This window comes from Georgenia sp., assembly GCF_054605595.1.
On record NZ_JBTSDU010000044.1, the window covers coordinates 1 to 21,324 of the forward strand.

The window sequence follows — 21,324 nt, forward strand, 5'->3', positions numbered from 1 at the left end:
CGTAGCGGGCCTCGAAGCGGGCGATACGACCACCGGTGTCGAGGATCTTCTGCTTGCCGGTGTAGAAGGGGTGGCAGGCGCTGCACACGTCGGACCGGATCTCGCCGGACGTCGCGGTGCTGCGCGTGGTGAAGGTGTTGCCGCACGTGCACGTGACGGTGGTCGTCACGTACTCGGGGTGGATGCCCTGCTTCATGTGTTCTCTCCTAAGTTCGTTTCACGCCCCGGGTCGCACGCGGGACGCGTGCGTGAACCGGAGGCCGACGAGACATTCTGCCACGCTCGGCCGGGCACCGACACCCGCCGGGCGGCTCCTCCTCAGTGGATCGCGAGCTCGGGCTCGGGCCCGGTGGTGGGTGTGGTCTTCTGCACGGTCATGAGGAACTCCGCGTTGGAGGAGGTCTCCCGCAGCTTGCCGAGCAGCACGTCGATCGCCTGCTGCTGGTCGAGCGCGCCCATCACGCGGCGCAACTTCCACATGATCTTGAGCTCCTCGGGTGCCATGAGCAGCTCCTCGCGGCGCGTGCCGGAGGCGTTGACGTCCACGGCCGGGAAGATGCGCTTGTCCGCCAGCTGGCGGGACAGCCGCAGCTCCATGTTCCCGGTGCCCTTGAACTCCTCGAAGATGACCTCGTCCATCTTCGAGCCCGTCTCCACCAGCGCGGAGGCGAGGATCGTCAGCGAGCCGCCGTGCTCGATGTTGCGGGCGGCGCCGAAGAACTTCTTCGGCGGGTAGAGCGCCGAGGCGTCCACCCCACCGGAGAGGATCCGGCCCGAGGCCGGGGCGGCGAGGTTGTAGGCGCGGGACAGTCGGGTGAGGGAGTCCAGCAGCACGACGACGTCCTGGCCGAGCTCGACGAGCCGCTTCGCGCGCTCGATGGCCAGCTCCGCCACGATCGTGTGGTCCGAGGCGGGCCGGTCGAAGGTGGAGGCGATGACCTCCCCCTTGACCATCCGCTCCATGTCCGTGACCTCCTCGGGGCGCTCGTCGACGAGCACGACCATGAGGTGGACGTTGGGGCTGTTGACCGAGATGGCGTTCGCGATCTGCTGCATGATGATCGTCTTGCCGGCCTTCGGGGGCGAGACGATGAGCCCACGCTGACCCTTGCCGATGGGAGCGACGAGGTCGATCACGCGCGGGGTGATGGCCTTGGGCGTCGTCTCCAGGCGCAGCTGCTCCTGCGGGTACAGCGGCGTGAGCTTGTTGAACTCGGGGCGCTGGCGGGCTCGCTCCACACTCATGCCGTTGATCGTGTCGAGCCGGACGAGGGCATTGAACTTCTGGCGCTGGGCGGACGCCTCGCCCTCCTGCGGCTGACGGACGGCGCCGGTGATGGCGTCCCCGCGGCGCAGCGCGTCCTTCTTGACCTGGCCGAGCGTGACGTAGACGTCGTTGTGGCCGGGCAGGTACCCGGACGTGCGCACGAATGCGTAGCTCTCGAGGATGTCGAGGATGCCGGCGACGGGCAGCAGGACGTCGTCCTCGGTGATCTCGGCGGGCTCGTCGAAGCCGTCGAGGTCGGTGCCTGTGCGCGGGCCACGACGCTTCCGGTCCCGGTTGCGGTCCCGGCTGCGACGGCGGTTGCGGCCGCCGCCGTCATCGTCGCGGACGGCGGCGGAGCGCTGTGTGCCCGGCACGGAGCGCTGACCGTCCTCCTGGTTGCCCTGGATGCTGCGCCGGCGCGTGGCCGCCTCGCCGAGGGCGTCGAGGGCGCGACGGGCACGCTCCTCCTCGCTCTCGCCGCCGTGCGGCGCGGCGGCGGACGTCGTGACGGCCAGGTCGCGCATCAGCGCCTCCTTCGCGTCATCGTGCTGGGCCGGCGCGGTGGCCGGCGCGGTCGCTCGGCGCGACCCGCGCGCGCGTCGGCCCTGCTCGCCGCGCTCGGGCGCGGCCGTGCCGGTGGGTGCCTCCAGGGCGAGGGTCGTCTGGGCGGGTGCGTCCTGAGCGGGTGCGTCCTGAGCGGGTGCGTCCTGAGCGGGCGCGTCCTCGGTGGGCGCGGTCCGGGCGGGTGCGTCCTGAGCGGGTGCGGTCCGGGCCGGTGGCGTCCGGCGCTGTGCCGGGGCGGACGCGGCGGACGCACGGTCCGTGCGGGGCGCAGCGGTGCGCCCGTTCTCGCCGCGGCTGCACTTGATGGCGGCGATCAGGTCGCTCTTCCGCATCCTGGTGGTGCCCTTGAGCCCGATCTCGCCCGCCAGGGCCTGCAGCTCGGGCAGGCGCATGGTGGACAAGGATCCTCCGCGGGCGGGCGCGGCGGCTGAGCCCGCGCTCGAGGAGGTGTCGACAGATTCGGTCACGAGGTTCCTTCCCTCAGTGAGGCGTGCGCCCGCAGGCGCGGGGACGACTGGCTGGTAACCAGCCAGAAGGCTGGGGGTGGTGCCGCAGACCACCGAGCACGTCCGACGTGCGGTGAGGAGGGCGGTGCTCCGCCTGTGCTAGAACGCGATGTGCGCACCCGGGTGCGCGGAGGACGTCCGCAGGAGGTCGGTGCCCGCCCATCGTATCAGCCGGGATGCCGCACGGTTGCCGGTTCGGGGCGCACCCCCCGGCGGCGCCGACCCCTGGACACCCGCCGAGGTTCAGCTCACGGCGCGACGTGACCGGCTCGCACAAGATGGGCTCACACGAGATGGGCGCCCGTGCGGGCGACCCCCGGCCGGAGCACCTGCCACCCGTGGGACACGAGCGTTGCCTCCGTCGCGGCGTCGAGGTCGTCGAGGACGAGCACGCTCGGCCCCGCCCCGGACACCACGGCCGGCCAGTCCGCCGCCCGCAGGGCCCGCACCGCGTCGGCCGTACCGCGCATCGCGTCGGCCCGGTAGCCCTGGTGGAGGCGGTCCTCGGTGCCCGCCATCAGCAGGTCGCGGCGACCCCCGAGCGCGAGCACCAGCACCGCGGTGCGCGCGACGTTGAAGGCGGCGTCCTGGTGCGGCACGTCGCGGGGCAGGACGGCGCGTGCGGTGTGCGTGAGCAGCCGCGCCTGTGGCACGAGCACGGTCGGGGCGAACGCCTCGTCGAGCGGGATGGCGACCGCGCGGGGGCCGTCCGGCTCCGTCCACGCAGCGGTGGCTCCGCCCAGCAGGGCCGGGGCGGCATTGTCCGGGTGGCCCTCGAGCTCGGTGGCCAGGGCGAGCACGGCGGCGTCGCCGAGCGCCTCGGGCTCGGAGACGAGGCCCCGTGCCGCGACGAGACCGGCGACGACCGCAGCGGCGGACGAACCCATGCCGCGTCCGTGCGGGATGCGGTTGTAGCAGGTCATCGCCAGGCCCGCCTGCGGTGCCCCGACGTGCTCGAGGCCGGCCCTTACGGCCCGCACGACGAGGTGGGCCTCGCCGTCGGGCAGGTCGTCCGCCCCCTCGCCGACGACCCGCACCGCACTCGGGCCGGCGATCGCGCGCACATGTATCTCGTCCCACACCCCCAGCGCCAGGCCGAGCGCATCGAAGCCCGGGCCGAGGTTCGCGGACGTCGCGGGCACACGCACCCGCACCTCGTCGTGCACGAGCCGCACTTCTCGCTCCCTAGAGCGCGAGAGCCGCGACGGCGGCCTCGAGCGTGGGGGCGATGACGGTCGGAGCGACCACGGTCTCGCCGAGCGCGGTCGCGGTGTCCTTGAGGCCGTTGCCCGTCACGGTGCACACGATGCGCGCACCGGCCGGGACCTGGCCGCGCTCGGCGGCCTGCAACAGACCGGCCACCGACGCCGCGGAGGCGGGCTCGACGAAGACGCCGACCTCGGCGGCGAGCAGGGCCTGTGCGTCGAGGATCTGCGTGTCGGACACGGCGTCGATCCAGCCGCCGGAGTCGTCCCGGGCGGCCTCGGCGTAGGCCCACGACGCCGGGTTACCGATCCGGATCGCCGTCGCGATCGTCTCCGGGTGCTCGACGGGCACACCCTTGACCAGGGGCGCCGCCCCCTCGGCCTGCACGCCCCACATCTGCGGCACCTTCGTGGCCACGGGCGCCAGTCGGGTGGCGGAGTCCTCGATGGACGGGGCCGTGGTCCGGCCCGCGTACTCGTTGTAGCCCATCCAGTACGCCGAGATGTTGCCGGCGTTGCCGACGGGCAGGACGTGGATGTCGGGTGCGTCGCCGAGGGCGTCGACGATCTCGAACGCGGCCGTCTTCTGCCCCTGGAGGCGGTAGGGGTTCACCGAGTTCACCAGGGCGACCGGGTAGGCGTGGGCGAGCTCGCGGACGATGCGCAGGCAGTCGTCGAAGTTGCCGTCGACGGCCACCAGGGTGGCCCCGTGGACGATGGCCTGGGCGAGCTTGCCGGCCGCGATCTTGCCGGCGGGCAGCACGACGGCACAGCTGAGCCCCGCATGTGCGGCGTACGCGGCCGCGGAGGCGGAGGTGTTGCCGGTGGAGGCGCAGACGACGATCTCGGTGTCGCCCGCGGCGACCTGGGAGATCGCCGTCGTCATGCCGCGGTCCTTGAACGAACCCGTGGGGTTGACCCCCTCGACCTTGACGTAGACCTCGGCGCCGGTGGCGGCGGAGAGGACGCGCGCGACCACGAGCGGTGTGCCGCCCTCCCCGAGCGTCACGACCGGGTCGCCATCGCCGAACGGCAGCCGTTCGCGGTACTCGTTGATCACGCCCTGCCACTGGTGGGCCATCAGACTCCCTCGACTCTCGTCACCGACTCGACCTCGTGGACCTCGCCCAGGGCCGCGACCTCCGCCACGGCGGCGGTCAGCGCCGCCTCGCTCGCCTCGTGCGTCACGAGGGTCACGCGCGCCCCGCCCTCCGCGGCGGCGATCTGCCGCACGCTCTCGATCGAGACGCCGTGCGCGCCGAACACGCCCGTCACGGCGGACAGGGTGCCCGGCTCGTCGGCCAGGCTCAGCTGCACCTGGATGCGGGCCGGGGCCTGCTCGGGCGTGAGGAACGCCAGCTCGGCGTAGGTGGATTCCGGGGGCGCGCTGCCCCCGCGGACCTTGTGGCTCGCCGCGGCGACGACGTCGCTCAGGACGGCGGACGCGGTCGGCGCACCGCCGGCGCCCTGGCCGTAGAACATGAGCGTCCCGGCCGCCTCCGCCTCGACGACGACGGCGTTGAACGCCCCGCGCACCGCCGCGAGGGGGTGCGCGACGGGGACGAGCGCGGGGTGCACCCGCACGCTGATGCCGCGCGCGTCGTCGTCCTCCACCAGCCGGGCGACGGCGAGCAGCTTGATGACGTACCCGGCCGCCCGCGCCTCGGCCATGTCCTCGGCAGTGATCCGCCGGATCCCGGTGACCTCGACGTCACCGATGCCCACCCGGGTGTGGAACGCGAGGGAGGCGAGGATGGCGGCCTTGGCGGCGGCGTCGTGACCGTCGACGTCCGCGGTGGGGTCCGCCTCGGCGTAGCCGAGCGCCTGCGCCTGGGCGAGCGCCTCGTCAAACGTGAGGCCGCGCGTGGCCATCTCGTCGAGGATGTAGTTCGTGGTGCCGTTGACGATGCCGAGCACCGCCGTGACGTGGTCGCCGGCGAGGGACTCGCGCAGGGCGTACACCACCGGCACGGCCCCGGCGACCGCCGCCTCGTAGTAGAGGTCGGCGCCGCCGGCCCGGGCGGCCGCGTGCAGCTCGGGTCCGTGCGCCGCGATCATGGCCTTGTTGCCCGTGACGACCGTGGCGCCGGACGCGAGCGCGGCGGCGGTCAGGGCCCGTGGCGGCTCGATGCCGCCGATGAGCTCGATGACGATGTCGGCGGACGTGGCCAGGCCCGTGGCGTCGGTGGTCAGGAGCTCGCGGGGCACCCACGGGTCACGCTCGGTCTCGGTGCTGCTCACCGCGATGCCGACGAGCTCGAGACGCGCACCGGCGCGCTCGGTGAGGTCGTCCGCGTGCTCGCCCAGCAGCCGCACCACCTGGGAGCCGACGGTGCCGCAGCCGAGCAGCGCGACGCGCACGACCTCGTGGGGCTGGGTACTCACCGAACGTCCTCCTTCTCCGCGCGACGCGGGTCCGGCCCCAGGATAGGGGCGCCCGCCGACACCCCCGCACGCTGTCCATCCGCTGGCAGGCGCTCACATCCGGCCCGGCCCTGCCGATGGGAGGACGGGCAGGGCTCGGGACAGGGAGAAGACCATGAACGGCATCGCGGCGATCACGGCGCGGATCGCGCAGATCCAGGCGGGTATCGACGCGGTCTCCGCCGCCCCGCCGGCCCGGGGCACGGCCGGCTCGGTCGCCTTCTCCACCGCGCTCGGCCAGGCGTCGAGCGAGTTCACGCCGACCGGCGTGGGTGCCGCTGCGGGCGGGGGTGGCGTGGCCGCCGGCCTGAACGCCGACGGTGTCCCGCTCCAGCTCACGACCTACGGCAACGGTCGGATCCCGGCTGCCGCGCTCGACCCGGTCGGCGAGACGGGGCACAGGCTCTGGACGCCGGCGTCCGCCGCGTTCGAGCAGCTGCTCTCCGCCGCGGCCGCGGACGGCGTCCCCATCAAGATCACCGACTCCTACCGCTCCTACGACGTCCAGGTCGACGTCGTGCGGCGCAAGGGCCTCTACTCCGAGGGCGGCCTGGGCGCGACGCCGGGCACCAGCCGGCACGGTTGGGGCATGGCGGTCGACCTCGACCTCGACGCCGAGGCGCAGTCGTGGATGCGCACCAACGCGGGGCGGTTCGGCTTCGTCGAGGACACCCCGCGCGAGCCCTGGCACTGGGGCTTCCACCCCGCCGGGTAGACCCGGCGACCCGCCGGGGGCGGTCGGCCCAGGTCGAGCGGGGCGGTCAGCCCAGGTCGAGCGCGAGCAGGTCCTCGACGCTCTCGCGGCGCACGAGCACCCGCACCCCCGCCGGCCCCACCCCGAGCACGGGTGGGCGCGGCACGAGGTTGTAGTTGCTGGCCATGGAACGCCCGTAGGCCCCGGTCGCCGGCACGGCGAGCAGGTCCCCCGCCGTCACGTCGGCGGGCAGCGCCACGTGGCGGACCACGATGTCCCCGCTCTCGCAGTGCTTCCCGACGACGCGCGCCCGCACCTCCGCGCCGGCGGAGGTGCGGGAGACGAGGGCGGCGGTGTAGTCCGCCTCGTACAGCGCCGGGCGGATGTTGTCGCTCATCCCGCCGTCGACGCTGACGTAGGTGCGCACGCCGTCGTCCAGCTCGACGGGCTTGACGGTGCCCACGGTGTACAGCGTGAGCATCGCGGGGCCGACGACGGAGCGTCCCGGCTCGACGGAGATGCGGGGCACGTCGGTGCCGAGATCGGCGCAGGTGCGGCGCACCACGGCCGCGAGCGTGGCGGCGATCTGCCCGGGCGTGGGTGGGACGTCGTCGGCGCCGGTGTAGGCGATGGCGTAGCCGCCGCCGAGGTCGACCTCGGGCACGCGTGCGCCGGTCTCCGCCATGATCTCGGCCCGCAGCCCCAGCACCGCCCCGGCGGCGACCTCGAACCCGGTGAGGTCGAAGATCTGCGAGCCGATGTGGGAGTGCAGGCCCAGCAGCTCCAGCTCGGGCCGGGCGAGGATCGCATCGACGGCCTCGCGGGCGGCGCCGGAGGCGATCGAGAGGCCGAACTTCTGGTCCTCGTGCGCGGTGGCGATGAACTCGTGACCGCCGGCGTGGACGCCGGTCGTCACGCGCACCATCACCGGCGCCCGCCGGCCACCCGCACGGGCGAGGCGGGCGACGAGGTCGATCTCGGCGAGGGAGTCGACGACGATCCGGCCGACGCCGTGGCGCAACGCCGTGGTGATCTCCTCGGCGGACTTGTTGTTGCCGTGCAGGCCGATGTCCCCCCCGGGCACGCCGGCACGGATCGCCACGGCCAGCTCCCCGCCGGTGGAGGTGTCGATGCGCAGACCCTCCTCGTGGACCCACCGGGCCACGGCGACGGAGAGGAAGGCCTTGCCCGCGTAGTAGACGTCGGCGCCGGCGAGCCCGGCGGCGGGGTCGAAGGCGGCCTGGAACGCGTCGGCAAAGCCGCGGGCGCGCCCGCGGAGGTCGACCTCGTCCAGGACGTACGCCGGCGTGCCGTGCTCGGCCGCGATGGCGCGCACGTCGACGCCGCCGACGCGCAGCGCGCCGTCCGCGCCCCGGCGCACGGAGGCCGACCAGACGCCGCCCGCGGTGCCACCCGGCTCGGGGGCGGGCAGCGGCGCCGGCTCGGTGGCGGGAGCGGTACTCACATGCGTTCCGGGGCTGAGACGCCGAGGAGGTCGAGCCCGTTGGCGATCACCTGGGTGGTCGCGTCGTTGAGCCACAGCCGGGCGCGGTGGGAGTCGTTGACCGGGTCCTCGCCGCGCGGGGAGACGCGGGTCTGGCCGTACCACGTGTGGTACGCCGCGGCGAGCCGCTCGAGGTAGCGCGCCACCCGGTGTGGCTCGCGCAGCTTCGCGGCGTGCGCGACCATGCCGGGGAACTCCCCGAGCACCCCCAGGAGCGTGGCGTCGGCCTCGTGGTCGAGCCGGGCGGGGTCGAAGGCGTCCCGGGTCACGCCGTGCTCGGCCGCGTTGCGGGCGGCGTTGCGTGTCCGGGCGTGTGCGTACTGCACGTAGTACACCGGGTTGTCGAGGTTCTGCTCGCGCAGCTTCTCCCCGTCGAGCATGAGCGGGGAGTCCGCGGGGAACCGGGCGAGGGTGAAACGCACCGGGTCGGCACCGATCCACTCGACGAGGTCGCGCAGCTCGATGATGTTGCCGGCCCGCTTGCTCATCCGCGCCCCGGCGACGGAGACGAGCTGGCCGATGAGGATCTCGATGTTGTGCTCGGGGTCGTCCCCCGCGCAGGACGCGATCGCCTTGAGCCGGTTCACGTAGCCGTGGTGGTCCGCGCCGAGCAGGTAGATCTTCTCGGGGAAGCCACGATCCTTCTTCGACAGGTAGTACGCGGCGTCGGCGGCGAAGTAGGTGGGCGTGCCGTCCCCGCGGACCATGACGCGGTCCTTGTCGTCGGAGAAGTCCGTGGTGCGCAGCCACACGGCCCCGCCGTCGTCGAAGACGTGCCCCTGCGCGCGCAGGCGGTCGACGGCGTCCCGCACCGCGCCGCCGTCGTGCAGCTCGCGCTCGGAGAAGTAGACGTCGAAGTGGACGTGGAATGCGGCCAGCGTCGCCTCGATCTCCGCCATCTGGAGCCGGTAGCCGGCCTCGCGGGCGACGGCGACGGCCTCCTCGTGGGGCAGGGAGAGCAGGTCGGGATGCTCGGCGAGGACCTTCGCGGCGAGCTCGGCGACGTACTCGCCCTGGTAGCCGCCCTCGGGGACCTCGGTGCCGGTCGCGCGGGCCAGGATCGAGGCACCGAACTTGTCCATCTGGGCGCCGGCGTCGTTGATGTAGTACTCGGGCGTGACGTCCGCCCCGGAGGCGCGCAGCAGGCGCACGAGCGCGTCGCCCAGGGCCGCCCACCGGGTGTGGCCGATGTGCAGCGGCCCCGTGGGGTTGGCGGAGACGAACTCCATGTTGATCACGTGCCCGGCCAGGGCGTCGTTGCGTCCGTACTCGCGGCCGGCCTCGACGATGGTCCGGGCGAGCTCGCCCGCGGCGCCGGCCTCGAGCCGGATGTTGAGGAAGCCCGGCCCGGCCACCTCGGTGGCGGCGACGCCGTCGGCCGCGGCCAGGCGGGTGGCGACGACCTCGGCGAGCGCGCGAGGGTCGACACCGGCCTTCTTCGCGAGCTGCATGGCGACGTTGGTGGCCCAGTCGCCGTGCTCGCGCTGGCGGGGTCGCTCGACCTTGGGCTCGGGCACGTCCTCGGGGGCGAGCGCGACGTCGCCGGCGGCGACGGCGTCGAGCAGGACGGCGCGGATGAGGGCGGCGAGCTCAGCAGGGGTCACCCGGAACAGGGTAGTCGCAGCGCGTCGGGGGCCGCGTGGCACGGTCCCGAGCCGGGCCTGCGGTCATCGTCACACGAGTGCGGGTGGCCCGAGGTGAACGAGCGCTGCCGCGGCTGATAACATCGCCAGGCGTTGTTCGCGCGCCCCTTTAGCTCAGTGGATAGAGCGTCTGCCTCCGGAGCAGAAGGTCGCTGGTTCGAATCCAGTAGGGGGCACCACGGTCCGGGCGTCGCACGCTCACGAGCCGGCGACGGGGACGAAGACCGTGGTCACCAGACGCCGGAGGAGCCACGCCGGTGGGAGCCGAGCAGGTGGGTGTCGACGACGCCGACGGCCTCCAGCAGGGCGAACATCGTCGTCGGGCCGACGAACACGAACCCCGCCCGGCGCAGGGCCGTGGCGAGGGCCCCCGACTCGGGGCTGCGGCTGGGGATCTCCCCCATGGTGCGCGGTGCCGGGGTGGTTGCGGGCCGGAAGGACCACACGAGGTCGGCGAGACCACCCGCCTCGCGCAGGCGCACGGTGGCCCGGGCGTTGGTGATGGTGGCAAGGATCTTCGCGCGGTTGCGCACGATCCCGGCGTCGGCCAGCAACCGGGCCACGTCCGTGTCGGTGTAACCGGCGACGACGTCGGGGTCGAAGCCGTCGAACGCGGCACGGAACGCGGGACGCTTGCGCAGGATGGTGACCCAGGACAGCCCGGACTGGAACGCCTCCAGGCTGAGCCGCTCGTACACGCCCACCTCGTCGCACACCGGCATACCCCACTCGGTGTCGTAGTACTCCCGGAGCAGCGGGTCGGCCGCCGCCCAGGCCGGCCGGGCCAGCCCGTCGGCCCCGGTGACCAGCCCGTCCGGCCCGACCACGTCCGACGGGGTCGGGCTCATGCGGCCTGCTCGAGCAGGAGAAGGGTCGTCTTCGCCGTGAGGCCGCCGGCGTAGCCCCCCAGGCCGCCGTCGGAGCGCAGCACCCGGTGGCACGGCACCACGACCGGGAGCGGGTTGGTGGCGCAGGCGGTGCCGACCGCCCGGACCGCCCCCGGGTTGCCGATGATCGTCGCAACCTGCTTGTAGGACAGGGTGTGGCCGTAGTCGATGCGGGGCAGGAAGTCGTGCACCGTCCGCCGGAACCCGGCCGAGAGGGTGTGGTCGAGGGGCAGGTCGAAGGCCCTTCGCCGGCCGGCGAAGTACTCCTCGAGCTGTCGGGCAGGCGCGTCCAGGCGGATCTCGGCACGGAGGACCCGCGGGCTGATCCGCGCCACGAGCGTCTCGAGCACGCCGTCGAAACCCTCACGCTCGAACGCGATGCGCACCAGCCCTCGCTCGGTCGCGGCCAGCAGCAGCCGGCCGACGGGGCTGTCGACGGTGCGGTAGGCGACGTCGAGAACGCCCTCGGCGTCCGCCCGTTCCGCGAGCCGGTGGTGCAGCATGGCAAGCTCCCCGTCGGTGGGTGTGGTGATGCGGTGGAAGGTGCGGACGGCCCGCCCGCCCTCGTCGTCGTCGTCGATCATCGGGACTCCCCTCGCTGGTGCTCGTCCGTTCGTTGGTAGGTGGTGCGCAAGGCCTTCACCCCGTCCGCGGCGGCGCGCCTGGCGGCGTCGGGCGTGCCGCCGAGGATCTCGGCGACGTCCCGGTAGGGGAGCCCGCCGAGGTAGTGGTAGGCCAGCACGGCGCGCTGCTTGTCGGGCAGCGCTCCCACCGCGGCCCACAGGTCGGGGTCGCCGGTGCCCGGGTTGCCGAGCGCCGAGACCCGGTCGGGCACGGGGTCGACGAGGACGGCGCGGCGGCGTCTGGCGCGCGTGACGTCGATCGCCTTGCGGTGCGCGATGGTGACCAGCCAGGCCTCCACGTTCGCGTCCTCGGGCAGATCGGGCCAGGCCCCCAGCGCGGCCACGAACGTCTCCGACCACACGTCCTCGGCGTCGGTGTGCGGCCCGAGGACCGCACGGCACACCCGCAGCACGGTCGCCCCGTGCACGGCGACGACCTGTTCGAAGGGCGGTTTGGTCATCATCACCAGGTAGACGTCCGGCGGGGACGGAACGTGAGGTCGGCATCGACCTCGCGCCGTCAGGACGCCAGGAAGGTCTCTTCCACCATGCCGAGGACGGCGCCGGCGTGCCGCTCGATGTCGGCCTCGTCGAGCTCCGTGGTCAGCACCGCGATGACCGCGCCGAAGTACGCGCTGCCGAGCACCTGGGCGACCGCCGCAGCAGTCATGGGGAGCTGCGCCCCCCGCTCGACGGCGGCGCAGAGGTCGTGCTCGGTGCGGGCGATGATCTGGTGGGAGACCGCGCGGGAGAAGGCCGCGTCACCGCCCGGGCCGATGAGTCCGAGCAGCGCCGCTCGCTCGTCACGCGCCAGCGTGAGCAACGCGGTCAACCAGGAACGGTGGGACTGCTCGCCCCCCGCCGGCACGGTCGGGACGGCGAGCCCGAGCACGTCCTGTGCCACCTGACCGGCCAGCTCGCCCACGGTGGAGAAATGCTTGTAGAACGTCGTGCGGTGCACCTCGGCCGTGCGGCACAGCTCGGCGACCGTCACCTCGCCCAGGGGCCTGGTGGTGAGCATGTCGCGGAGCGCACGCTGCAGCATCTCGATGGTGCGGCGCGAACGTGGGTCCATCCGATTCCCGACGTCTGGAGTCATCGCACCATTGTGCCCACACCCCGCCCCGGGCACGATGCGGTGACACGCCCGCGACCTGCGGCGTCAGTGCCAGGGGCCGCGCGCGGTGAGCACGTCCCGCAGCACCGTGGGCCGGTCGCTGATGAGCCCGTCCACCCCGAGGTCGAGCAGCCGCACCATCTCGTCGGGCTCGTTCACCGTCCAGACGTGGACGCCGAGACCGAGCCGGTGCGCGGCGGACACCAGCCGGGGGGTGACGAACCGCCGCCCGCGCAGCCGGGCCGGCACCTGCGCGGCCACGACACCGTCAGCGGGCCCGGGCAGCGGGCGGCGGCGCATCCCCACGACCGGCCCGAACCCGTGAGCGGCGGCCATCAGCCGTACGACCTCCCCCCTACCGAGGCTGGTGGCGACGCCCGGGAGCATCTCCCGCAGTCGCGCGAGGCGGGCGTCGGAGAACGACGCGAGCCCGACCCGGTCGAGCGCCTTCGCGGCCCGCAGCGTGCGGACCAGGGGCTCGACGGCGTGGTCGTCCTTGGCGTCGATGTTCAACCGCAAGTCGGGGTGGTCCCCGAGGAGCTCGTCCAGGCGCAGCGGCGACCCGCCGGAGTGGTCACGCAGGTGGGCGAGCCGGGCTGCCGTCATCGTGTCGATGCGACCGGTACCGTTCGTGGCCCGGTCGACGGTCGGGTCGTGGAAGAGGACCGCGACGCCGTCGGACGTGGCGCGCACATCCGTCTCGAGGTAGCTCAGTCCGAGCGCCACGACGTGCTCGACGGCGGCGCGGGAGTTCTCCGGCGCCTCGAGCGCGCCGCCCCGGTGGGCGAAGGCGATCGGACCAGGTCCCTGGAGGAAGGCTGTCACGGCCGATCAGCAGAGGGCGGTGACGTCGATCGCGCCGTGCTCCTCGAGCCAGGCGAGGGAATCGGTGGTGGTCCCCTGGTCGTCGAGGTGGATCTCGAGGTGCACGTGCGGTCCGGTGGAGCGGCCGTTGTTGCCGACCTCCGCGATGACGTCGCCGACGCGGACCGTTTCACCCTCCTTGACGAGGAGGCCGTTGGGGAACATGTGGTTGTACCAGCTGTAGACGGTCTCGCCGTCGATCTCGTGCCGCAGGATGATCAGCATCGAGGAGCGGCCGTCCTTGCCGACGCCGACGTACTCGACCGTGCCGTCCGCGACGGCATGGATCGGCGTCCCGAGCGGGGCTGCGAAGTCGGTGCCGAGGTGCTTGCTGTAGCCGGTGAAGGGGCCGACCCGGAAGCCGTACCGGGAGCTGATCCGGTACTTGCCGTCCTCGATCGGGCGGGTGATCTGCTCCTGACGCTCCGGGCCGACGGCCGCGCGTGCACCGTTGGCACCGTCGGCCACGCAGGCGAGCGCGTCGCGCGCACCGGCGCGGGACGCCTGCATGGTCATCGTCGCGCGGCTCGCGGCACCCGGGTCCGCGAGCAGGGTGTCCGGCGTGGTGTCGAGCACGGCCTCGCCTGCCTGGGCGTCGAGGAGCGCAAGAATGCCGGGCTGGATCCGCACGTCCGCCTGAGCCGGGCTGATGCCGTCCCCGCCGGCCAGGCCGGTGAGCGGGGCGACGATGGTCATGGCGCCGAGCGCGCCGAGCACGGCCACGCGCGGGGCCCAGTGTCGGACGGCGGGTGCGGTACCGCGGCCGGTGTACCGCGTGCGCAGCTCACGCCGGGCCGGGAGCGGCTCCGGGGTGCGGTAGGGCAGAATCTCGGTGTCCTCGACGTCGCGGGGCTCGACCTCGCGGGGCTCGACCTCGACGGGGTCGACCTCGACGGCCTGGTCCGCCTCGAGAGCCTCCGCGGCCCAGGCGATCCGGGCCGTCTGGGCAGCGCGCTCCGCCTCGCGGATCTGACGTCGGGTCAGGTGCGGTGCCGATACCGGCACAGCGCTGCCTGACATCAAGAAACCTCCGGGAGTAACGGGTCGGCCGGTTCGAGGCCGCGCGGGACCACACGTCGGGCGCGAGCCCGGCCCAGTGGCTTGTCACGGAACAGTAACGGAGAGGGCCCCTACCAGTCCACCTGCCACGCGCAAGCGGTGGACGTCCACCCCCTTGCCACCAGCGTCGATGCCGGCGTTCGTGGGCGAACTCACGCCGGGCGCGCCCGGCCGGGCACCACCCCGGGTGGTCTCAGCGATGCGCGGCACGCTGCATGGAGTCGCGCACCTCACCCACCAGCTCCTCGAGGATGTCCTCGAGGAAGACGACCCCGACGACACCGGGGCCGTTGCCGCCCACGCGCGCCAGGTGCGCGCCGGAGCCCTGCATCGCGGCGAGCGCGGCCTCCACCCCGTCGTCGGGCCGAACCGGCGCGAGCGCCCGGATCCGCCAGGCGGGCACGGGGCGGGCGCGCTCCTCCCCCTCCGCGTAGAGCACGTCCTTGACGTGGAGGTACCCGGCGAGGGCTCCGTCGACGTCCACGAGCGGCACGCGGGAGAAGCCCGTGCGGGCGACCTCCCGCTCGACCTCCTCCGGCGTGCAGCCGGTCGGGAGCGTGACCAGGTCCGCCGTGGGCACCATGACCTCCTGCGCGGTGCGCTCGGAGAACTCGATCGCCCCGGTGAGCAGGCCGAGGTCGTCCTGCAGCACCCCCTCGGCCTGCGAACGCTCGACGATGGCGGCCACCTCCCCGGCGGTGAAGGCGGACGTCACCTCGCCCTTGGGTTCGACGCCGACGATCCGGAGGATGGCGTTGGCGAGCCAGTTCAGCCCGCCGATGATCGGGTGGAGCACCTTCGAGAGCCACACCAGCGGCGGTGCGAAGAGCATGGCGACCCGTTCGGGTGACGTCACCGCGAGGTTCTTGGGCACCATCTCCCCGACGACGACGTGCAGGTAGACCACGAGAGCCAGGGCGAGGACGAGACCGACGGCGTGGCTGGCCTCGGCCGGCAGCCCGGCGGCGAGGATCGGGCCCTCGACGAGACGGGCGATCGCCGGCTCGGCCACCACCCCCAGGCTCGTGGAGCACACGGTGACGCCGAGCTGGGCGCACGCGAGCATGAGGGTCACGTGCTCCATGGCGTAGAGCACCGTCTTCGCCGACTTCGACCCCTCGGCCGCGAGCGGCTCGATGCGCGAGCGTCGCACGGACATCACCGCGAACTCGGCACCGACGAAGAACGCGTTGAGCGCCAGGAACAGGACACCGAGCAGCAGGGCGACGGGGGTGCTCATCGGTCCACCTCGGCCGGCTCGGCCGCCGGCCAGACCCTCAGCAGGCCGACGCGCCGGCCGGCCATCTGCTCCACACGGAGGACGACGTCGGCGACACGTACGTCGTCCCCGACCTCGGGGATGCGCCCGAGGCGGTCCATCAGCAGGCCACCGAGGGTCTCGTACGGGCCGTCGTCGGGCACGTGCAGGCCGGCGAGCCGGGCGAGCTCGTCCGGCCGCAGGACGCCCGGCACGACCCAGGCCCCACCCGGGCCGGCGTGAGCGCCCGCGCGGCGGTGGTCGTGCTCGTCGGCGACGTCGCCCACGATCTCCTCGACGACGTCCTCGAGCGTGACGATGCCGGAGGTGCCGCCGTACTCGTCCACGACGACAGCCATCTGCAGCCCCTCGTCGCGCAGCTGGACCAGCAGCGGCGCGAGGGCGAGCGTCTCCGGGACCCGGGGGGCGTCGTCCATGAGGGAGGAGGAGGCCACCGGGACGTCGGCGCGGCGCTCGTACGGGACGGCGATCGCGCGGCGCAGGTGGACCAGGCCGACGATGTCGTCGCTGTCGTCGCCGATGACCGGGAACCGGGAGTGGCCGGTCTGGCGGGCGAGGAGGACGACGTCGGCCGCCGTCTGCTCGCGCGTGAGGGTGTGGAGCCGACCGCGGTCCGTCATGACGTCGACGGCGGTGAGCGCGCCGATGCCGATGGACCGGGTCAGCAGCGTCGCGGTGGAGACGTCGAGGGTGCCCTGCTCCGCAGAGCGGCGGACGAGGGCAGCCAGCTCGGACGCGCTCCGGCCGCCGGAGAGCTCCTCGGCCGCCTCCACACCGAACCGGCGCAGGATCACGTTCGCGGAGTTGTTCAGACCGAGGATCACGGGGCGCAGGGCCCGGGTGAAGGCACCCTGCAGGGGGGCGACACGGCCGGCGGCGGCCAGCGGGTCGGCGAGGGCGAGGTTCTTCGGGACGAGCTCACCGAAGACCATCGAGAAGCCGTTGACGAGCAGGAGGGAGAGGACCACGGCGGTCGCCGTGGCTGCCCCCTGGGCGAGCCCGCCGCTGCCGAGCGGGCCGGTGAGCAGCGTGGTGAGCGCCGACTGCGCGGTGTATCCGAGCAGGATCGTGGTCACCGTGATGCCCACCTGGGCGCTGGAGAGCTCGAGCGAGAGATGCTTGAGCGCGCGGCCCACGACCGCGGCGCGCCGGTCCCCCTCGGCGGCGCGCTGGTCGACCGTGGCCGGGTCGAGCGCGACGAGCGAGAACTCGGCCGCGACGAACACGGCGGTGCCGGCCGTGAGGACGACGCCGAGCGCGATCATCAGCCACTCGGTCAGCACGGAGCCTCCGTCGCGGGGAGGGCCGGCCGGCGCCGGGGCGGTCGGCGTCGAGTGGGGCGGGGCAGGGTCTGTTCAGGGGGGTCGACGGGTTGTCGACCGCGGCGGGATCGTCGCATGGTGCGTCGATTGTACGAGGGGACCCGCCACCATCGGGCCTTGTCCGTGATGTCAGCGGAGGCGTACCCGATTCGGGACCATGGTCCGGGGAGCCCGTGACGGCATCTTGACCTGGATTTTGTCCACCTTCCCGAATGCCGCCCGCCGGGTAGGAAATCGAGGCCGGGAGCGACGCTCGGTGCCGGGCATGTAGGACTCATCACCTACGCTGAATAGGTCTCCGTCAGACCCCCTGGAAGAGGGCGATTTCCGAGTGTCCACGCAGGAACAGGACCCCATGGCATCCTTTGGCGCCAACGAATGGCTCATCGAAGAGCTGTACGAGAAGTACCGTAAAGACAAGGAGTCGGTCGATCCGGCGTGGTGGGACTTCTTCGCCACGTACGACGGGGGCAACGGCACCCCACCGGGGAGCGCGGCCACCGCGGCCCCCACCCCCGCTGCGCCACCCGCAGCTGCTCCCGCTGCGCCACCCGCAGCTGCTCCCGCTGCGCCACCCGCAGCTGCTCCCGCTGCCGCGTCCGGGGCCGAGCGAGCCGCTCGGGCCGCCGTCGGCGCCCCGATCGTCGACTCGCGCACCGCTCAGCCGCCGACGCGGGACGTGCGTTCGGACCTCCCGCCGGCCCCGCCGGTCGCCGCCCAACCGGCGACCGCGCCCTACGCGGCGCGCCTGGCCGCACGCGGCAAGCCCAAGGACACCGTCGCCACGGACGAGACGGTCAAGCTCCGGGGTGTCGCCGCCAAGACGGTGACGAACATGGAGGCCAGCATCGAGGTCCCGGTCGCCACGTCGGTGCGCGCCGTACCCGCGAAGGTGATGGTCGACAACCGGATCGTCATCAACAACCATCTCAAGCGCTCGCGCGGCGGGAAGATCTCCTTCACGCACCTCATCGGCTTCGCGATGGTCGAGGCGCTCGCCGAGATGCCGGACATGAACGATTCCTTCACCCACACGGAGGAGGGCAAGCCCGCCGTCTTCCACCCGGCGCACGTGAACTTCGGCCTGGCCATCGACCTGCCGAAGCCGGACGGTTCCCGCACACTCGTCGTCCCGTCGGTGAAGAAGGCCGACACGATGGACTTCGCGCAGTTCTGGGCCGGCTACGAGGAGCTCGTCCGCAAGGCGCGCGACAACAAGCTCACCATCGAGGACTACCAGGGCACCACGATCTCCCTGACGAACCCCGGCGGTATCGGCACCGTGCACTCGATCCCCCGCCTGATGAAGGGCCAGGGGACGATCGTCGGCGTCGGCGCGATGGACTACCCCGCGGAGTTCAAGGGCACCTCCACCAAGACGCTCGCCCGCATGGGCGTGTCGAAGGTGCTGACCCTGACCTCGACGTACGACCACCGCATCATCCAGGGTGCGGCGTCGGGCGAGTTCCTCAAGATCATCGAGGCCAAGCTCCTGGGCACCGACGGTTTCTACGACCGCGTGTACACCGCGCTCCGGGTGCCGTACGAGCCCGTACGGTGGATGCAGGACATCGAGTACGACCCGGGCCGAGAGATGGGCAAACCGGCACGGATCGCCGAGCTCATCCACGCCTACCGCTCCCGCGGCCACCTCATCGCGGACACCGACCCGTTGGCCTACCGTCAGCGCCGGCACGGCGACCTCGACATCGCCGGCTACGGCCTCACGCTGTGGGACCTCGAGCGCGACTTCCCCACCGGCGGCTTCGGCGGCGCGGACCAGCTGCCGCTGCGAGACATCCTCGGCCGGCTGCGCGATTCGTACTGCCGCACGATCGGCATCGAGTACATGCACATCGGCGAGCGTGCGCAGCGCGAGTGGTTCCAGGAGCGGCTCGAGCGCCCGTACGCCAAGCCGTCCAACGAGCAGCAGATGCAGATCCTGAAGAAGCTGAACGCGGCCGAGGCCTTCGAGACCTTCCTGCAGACCAAGTACGTCGGCCAGAAGCGGTTCTCCCTCGAGGGCGGCGAGTCGCTCATCCCGTTGCTGGACGTGCTGCTCACCGGCGCGGCGCGCGACGGCCTCGAGGAGGTCGGCATCGGGATGGCCCACCGCGGCCGCCTGAACGTCCTGGCCAACATCGCCGGGAAGTCCTACGCGCAGATCTTCTCCGAGTTCGAGGGCAACCAGGACCCGCGCACCGTGCACGGCTCCGGCGACGTGAAGTACCACCTCGGCACCGTCGGCACGTTCACCTCACCGGAAGGTGAGGAGACGGGCGTGTACCTTGCGGCCAACCCCTCCCACCTGGAGGCGGCCGACGGCGTGATCGAAGGCGTGGTGCGCGCCAAGCAGGACCGGATCGACCTCGGCGAGCGGGGCTTCTCCGTCCTGCCGCTGCTCATCCACGGCGATGCGGCGTTCGCGGGCCAGGGCGTGGTCACCGAGACGCTGCAGCTGTCCCAGCTGCGCGGCTACCGCACCGGCGGCACGGTCCACATCGTCGTGAACAACCAGATCGGGTTCACCACGGGGCCGTCGAGCTCGCGCTCGTCGTACTACGCGACCGACGTCGTCAAGGGCATGCAGATCCCGGTGTTCCACGTCAACGGGGACGACCCCGAGGCGGTGGCCCGGGTGGCCGAGCTGGCGTTCGAGTACCGCCAGGCGTTCCGCAAGGACGTGGTCATCGACATGGTCTGCTACCGGCGCCGCGGCCACAACGAGGGCGACGACCCCTCGATGACCCAGCCGGTCATGTACTCCCTCATCGAGACCAAGCGCTCGGTGCGCACGCTCTACACCGAGTCCCTCATCGGCCGCGGCGACCTCAGCGAGGAGCAGGCCGAGGAGGCGCTGCAGGACTACCGGCACAAGCTCGAGCGGGCCTTCACCGAGACCCGCGAGGGCGGCTGGACGCCCCCGGACACCGAGGGTCAGGTCCTGGGCCTGGAACTCCCCGCTTCCCAGCACGAGGACGCCGGCACGATGGTGGGCTGGCAGACCGCTGTGCCCGCCGGGGTGCTCGAGCGCATCGGGCAGGCGCACGTGCGCCCGCCGGAGGGCTTCACGGTCCACCCGAAGCTCGCGCAGCTGCTGGAGAAGCGCGAGAAGATGTCCCGCGAAGGCGGCATCGACTGGGGCTACGGCGAGATCCTGGCGTTCGGCTCGCTCCTCATGGAGGGGACCCCGATCCGGCTCGCCGGCCAGGACTCCCGCCGCGGCACGTTCGTCCAACGCCACGCGGTGCTCCACGACCACACCAACGGGTCCGAGTGGACGCCGCTGATGTACCTCACGGCGGACCAGGCCAAGCTCTGGATCTACGACTCCTCCCTCAGCGAGTACGCGGCGATGGCCTTCGAGTACGGCTACTCGGTGGAGCGTCCGGACGCGCTGGTCCTGTGGGAGGCACAGTTCGGCGACTTCGCCAACGGTGCCCAGACGGTCGTGGACGAGTTCATCTCCTCCGCCGAGCAGAAGTGGGGCCAGCGTTCCTCGCTCGTCCTGCTGCTGCCGCACGGCTACGAGGGTCAGGGCCCGGACCACTCCTCGGCCCGCATCGAGCGCTACCTCCAGATGTGTGCGGAGGAGAACCTCATCGTGGCACAGCCGTCGACGCCGGCGAACTACTTCCACCTGCTCCGCCGGCAGGCCTACGCCCGCCCCCGCAAGCCGTTGATCGTGGCGACGCCGAAGCAGCTGCTGCGGCTGCGGGCCGCTTCCTCCCCGGTCGAGGAGCTCACGCAGGGAACCTTCCGCCCGGTGCTCGGCGAGGGCGAGCAGCGGGTGCTCGACGGCGCAGCCGAGGTCGACCGGGTGCTGCTCAGCTCCGGCCGGGTGTCCTACGACCTCCAGGCGCACCGGATCAAGGCCGAGGACGCACGCACGGCGCTCGTCCGGCTCGAGCAGCTCTACCCGCTCAGCACCGACGCCATCGCCGCGGAGGTGAACAAGTTCCCGAACGCGGAGTTGGTGTGGGTGCAGGACGAGCCGGAGAACCAGGGACCGTGGTCCTTCGTCAACTACCACCTGCCCTCGCTGCTCGGGCGCCACCTCCGCGTGGTCTCCCGCCCGGCGGCGGCATCGCCGTCCACGGGCTCGCACAAGCGCCACGTCGAGGAGAGCGCCGATCTGATGGCGCGAGCGTTCGCCCGCTGAGGAGTGCGGCGCCCGATCCGCACCGGACGCCACGCGGGTGACTGCCAGGTCGGGTCCGGACCAAGTGGTCCGGGCCCCACCTGTCCCGGGGGACCGCCCGGCAGCGACCCTTCCATCCGACCGCGCCGGGTCCACCCCGCCCGTAGCCGGGGCCGCGCGCACGCCGACGGCGGGTTCTTGTGCCGACGGCGGGTGGTGCACCAC

At 72.8% G+C, this 21,324-nt stretch carries 17 protein-coding genes and 1 tRNA gene; 3 read left to right on the plus strand and 15 right to left on the minus strand.

Annotated features, from left to right (window positions below):
* The 5 genes from rpmE to ACYC1Z_RS07230 form a co-directional block, all read right to left on the minus strand.
* A partial coding sequence (gene rpmE, locus ACYC1Z_RS07210; protein ID WP_461408847.1) for a 50S ribosomal protein L31 occupies nucleotides 1-196 on the minus strand: 196 nt, incomplete at its 3' end.
* Nucleotides 197-318: 122 nt separating this feature from the next.
* On the minus strand, nucleotides 319-2,298 hold the full coding sequence (rho, locus tag ACYC1Z_RS07215; RefSeq protein WP_461408848.1) for a transcription termination factor Rho: 1,980 nt from the start codon (nucleotides 2,296-2,298) through the stop codon (nucleotides 319-321).
* A 323-nt stretch (nucleotides 2,299-2,621) separates the two neighbouring features.
* A complete protein-coding gene (thrB, locus tag ACYC1Z_RS07220; protein ID WP_461408849.1) occupies nucleotides 2,622-3,512 on the minus strand; it encodes a homoserine kinase in 891 nt (296 codons plus the stop codon).
* A 10-nt stretch (nucleotides 3,513-3,522) separates the two neighbouring features.
* The gene (gene thrC, locus ACYC1Z_RS07225; RefSeq protein ID WP_461408850.1) at nucleotides 3,523-4,623 is read right to left on the minus strand and encodes a threonine synthase; all 1,101 of its coding nucleotides are present in this window, start codon (nucleotides 4,621-4,623) and stop codon (nucleotides 3,523-3,525) included.
* Nucleotides 4,623-5,927, minus strand: coding sequence for a homoserine dehydrogenase (locus ACYC1Z_RS07230; RefSeq protein WP_461408851.1), 1,305 nt, complete (start codon nucleotides 5,925-5,927; stop codon nucleotides 4,623-4,625). Before ACYC1Z_RS07230 ends, thrC begins: the two co-directional genes overlap by 1 nt.
* A 154-nt stretch (nucleotides 5,928-6,081) precedes the next feature.
* Between ACYC1Z_RS07230 and ACYC1Z_RS07235 the strand changes: the two genes are divergently transcribed.
* A complete protein-coding gene (locus ACYC1Z_RS07235) occupies nucleotides 6,082-6,681 on the plus strand; it encodes a M15 family metallopeptidase (protein ID WP_461408852.1) in 600 nt (199 codons plus the stop codon).
* Nucleotides 6,682-6,727: 46 nt separating this feature from the next.
* Here the strand turns inward: ACYC1Z_RS07235 and lysA are convergent, their stop codons facing one another.
* Together lysA and argS are read right to left on the minus strand one after the other, a co-directional pair.
* Nucleotides 6,728-8,125, minus strand: a complete 1,398-nt coding sequence (lysA, locus tag ACYC1Z_RS07240; protein WP_461408853.1) for a diaminopimelate decarboxylase — start codon at nucleotides 8,123-8,125, stop codon at nucleotides 6,728-6,730.
* The gene (argS, locus tag ACYC1Z_RS07245; protein WP_461408854.1) at nucleotides 8,122-9,768 is read right to left on the minus strand and encodes an arginine--tRNA ligase; all 1,647 of its coding nucleotides are present in this window, start codon (nucleotides 9,766-9,768) and stop codon (nucleotides 8,122-8,124) included. Before argS ends, lysA begins: the two co-directional genes overlap by 4 nt.
* A 142-nt stretch (nucleotides 9,769-9,910) precedes the next feature.
* Here argS and ACYC1Z_RS07250 point away from each other — a divergent pair.
* Nucleotides 9,911-9,986 (plus strand) — tRNA-Arg (locus ACYC1Z_RS07250).
* A 51-nt stretch (nucleotides 9,987-10,037) separates the two neighbouring features.
* Here ACYC1Z_RS07250 and ACYC1Z_RS07255 read toward each other — a convergent pair.
* The 8 genes from ACYC1Z_RS07255 to ACYC1Z_RS07290 form a co-directional block, all read right to left on the minus strand.
* The gene (locus ACYC1Z_RS07255; protein WP_461408855.1) at nucleotides 10,038-10,655 is read right to left on the minus strand and encodes a DNA-3-methyladenine glycosylase I; all 618 of its coding nucleotides are present in this window, start codon (nucleotides 10,653-10,655) and stop codon (nucleotides 10,038-10,040) included.
* Entirely contained in the window at nucleotides 10,652-11,278 is a 627-nt protein-coding gene (locus ACYC1Z_RS07260) for a methylated-DNA--[protein]-cysteine S-methyltransferase (RefSeq protein WP_461408856.1), read from the minus strand. Before ACYC1Z_RS07260 ends, ACYC1Z_RS07255 begins: the two co-directional genes overlap by 4 nt.
* The gene (locus ACYC1Z_RS07265) at nucleotides 11,275-11,778 is read right to left on the minus strand and encodes an RNA polymerase sigma factor (RefSeq protein WP_461408857.1); all 504 of its coding nucleotides are present in this window, start codon (nucleotides 11,776-11,778) and stop codon (nucleotides 11,275-11,277) included. The genes ACYC1Z_RS07260 and ACYC1Z_RS07265 overlap by 4 nt, the downstream gene beginning before the upstream one ends.
* A 59-nt stretch (nucleotides 11,779-11,837) precedes the next feature.
* Nucleotides 11,838-12,416 (minus strand): TetR/AcrR family transcriptional regulator, encoded by a 579-nt coding sequence (locus ACYC1Z_RS07270; protein WP_461408858.1) that lies wholly within the window; start codon nucleotides 12,414-12,416, stop codon nucleotides 11,838-11,840.
* A 63-nt stretch (nucleotides 12,417-12,479) separates the two neighbouring features.
* The gene (locus ACYC1Z_RS07275) at nucleotides 12,480-13,259 is read right to left on the minus strand and encodes a glycerophosphodiester phosphodiesterase (protein WP_461408859.1); all 780 of its coding nucleotides are present in this window, start codon (nucleotides 13,257-13,259) and stop codon (nucleotides 12,480-12,482) included.
* Nucleotides 13,260-13,265: 6 nt separating this feature from the next.
* The gene (locus tag ACYC1Z_RS07280) at nucleotides 13,266-14,318 is read right to left on the minus strand and encodes a M23 family metallopeptidase (RefSeq protein ID WP_461408860.1); all 1,053 of its coding nucleotides are present in this window, start codon (nucleotides 14,316-14,318) and stop codon (nucleotides 13,266-13,268) included.
* A gap of 232 nt (nucleotides 14,319-14,550) precedes the next feature.
* Complete coding sequence (locus ACYC1Z_RS07285; RefSeq protein ID WP_461408861.1) at nucleotides 14,551-15,597, minus strand: hemolysin family protein; 1,047 nt, start codon at nucleotides 15,595-15,597, stop codon at nucleotides 14,551-14,553.
* Nucleotides 15,594-16,916, minus strand: coding sequence for a hemolysin family protein (locus ACYC1Z_RS07290; RefSeq protein ID WP_461408863.1), 1,323 nt, complete (start codon nucleotides 16,914-16,916; stop codon nucleotides 15,594-15,596). Before ACYC1Z_RS07290 ends, ACYC1Z_RS07285 begins: the two co-directional genes overlap by 4 nt.
* A 373-nt stretch (nucleotides 16,917-17,289) precedes the next feature.
* On the opposite strand from ACYC1Z_RS07290, the gene ACYC1Z_RS07295 reads away from it, so the two are divergent.
* On the plus strand, nucleotides 17,290-21,120 hold the full coding sequence (locus tag ACYC1Z_RS07295) for a multifunctional oxoglutarate decarboxylase/oxoglutarate dehydrogenase thiamine pyrophosphate-binding subunit/dihydrolipoyllysine-residue succinyltransferase subunit (protein WP_461408862.1): 3,831 nt from the start codon (nucleotides 17,290-17,292) through the stop codon (nucleotides 21,118-21,120).
* Nucleotides 21,121-21,324 lie beyond the last annotated feature (204 nt).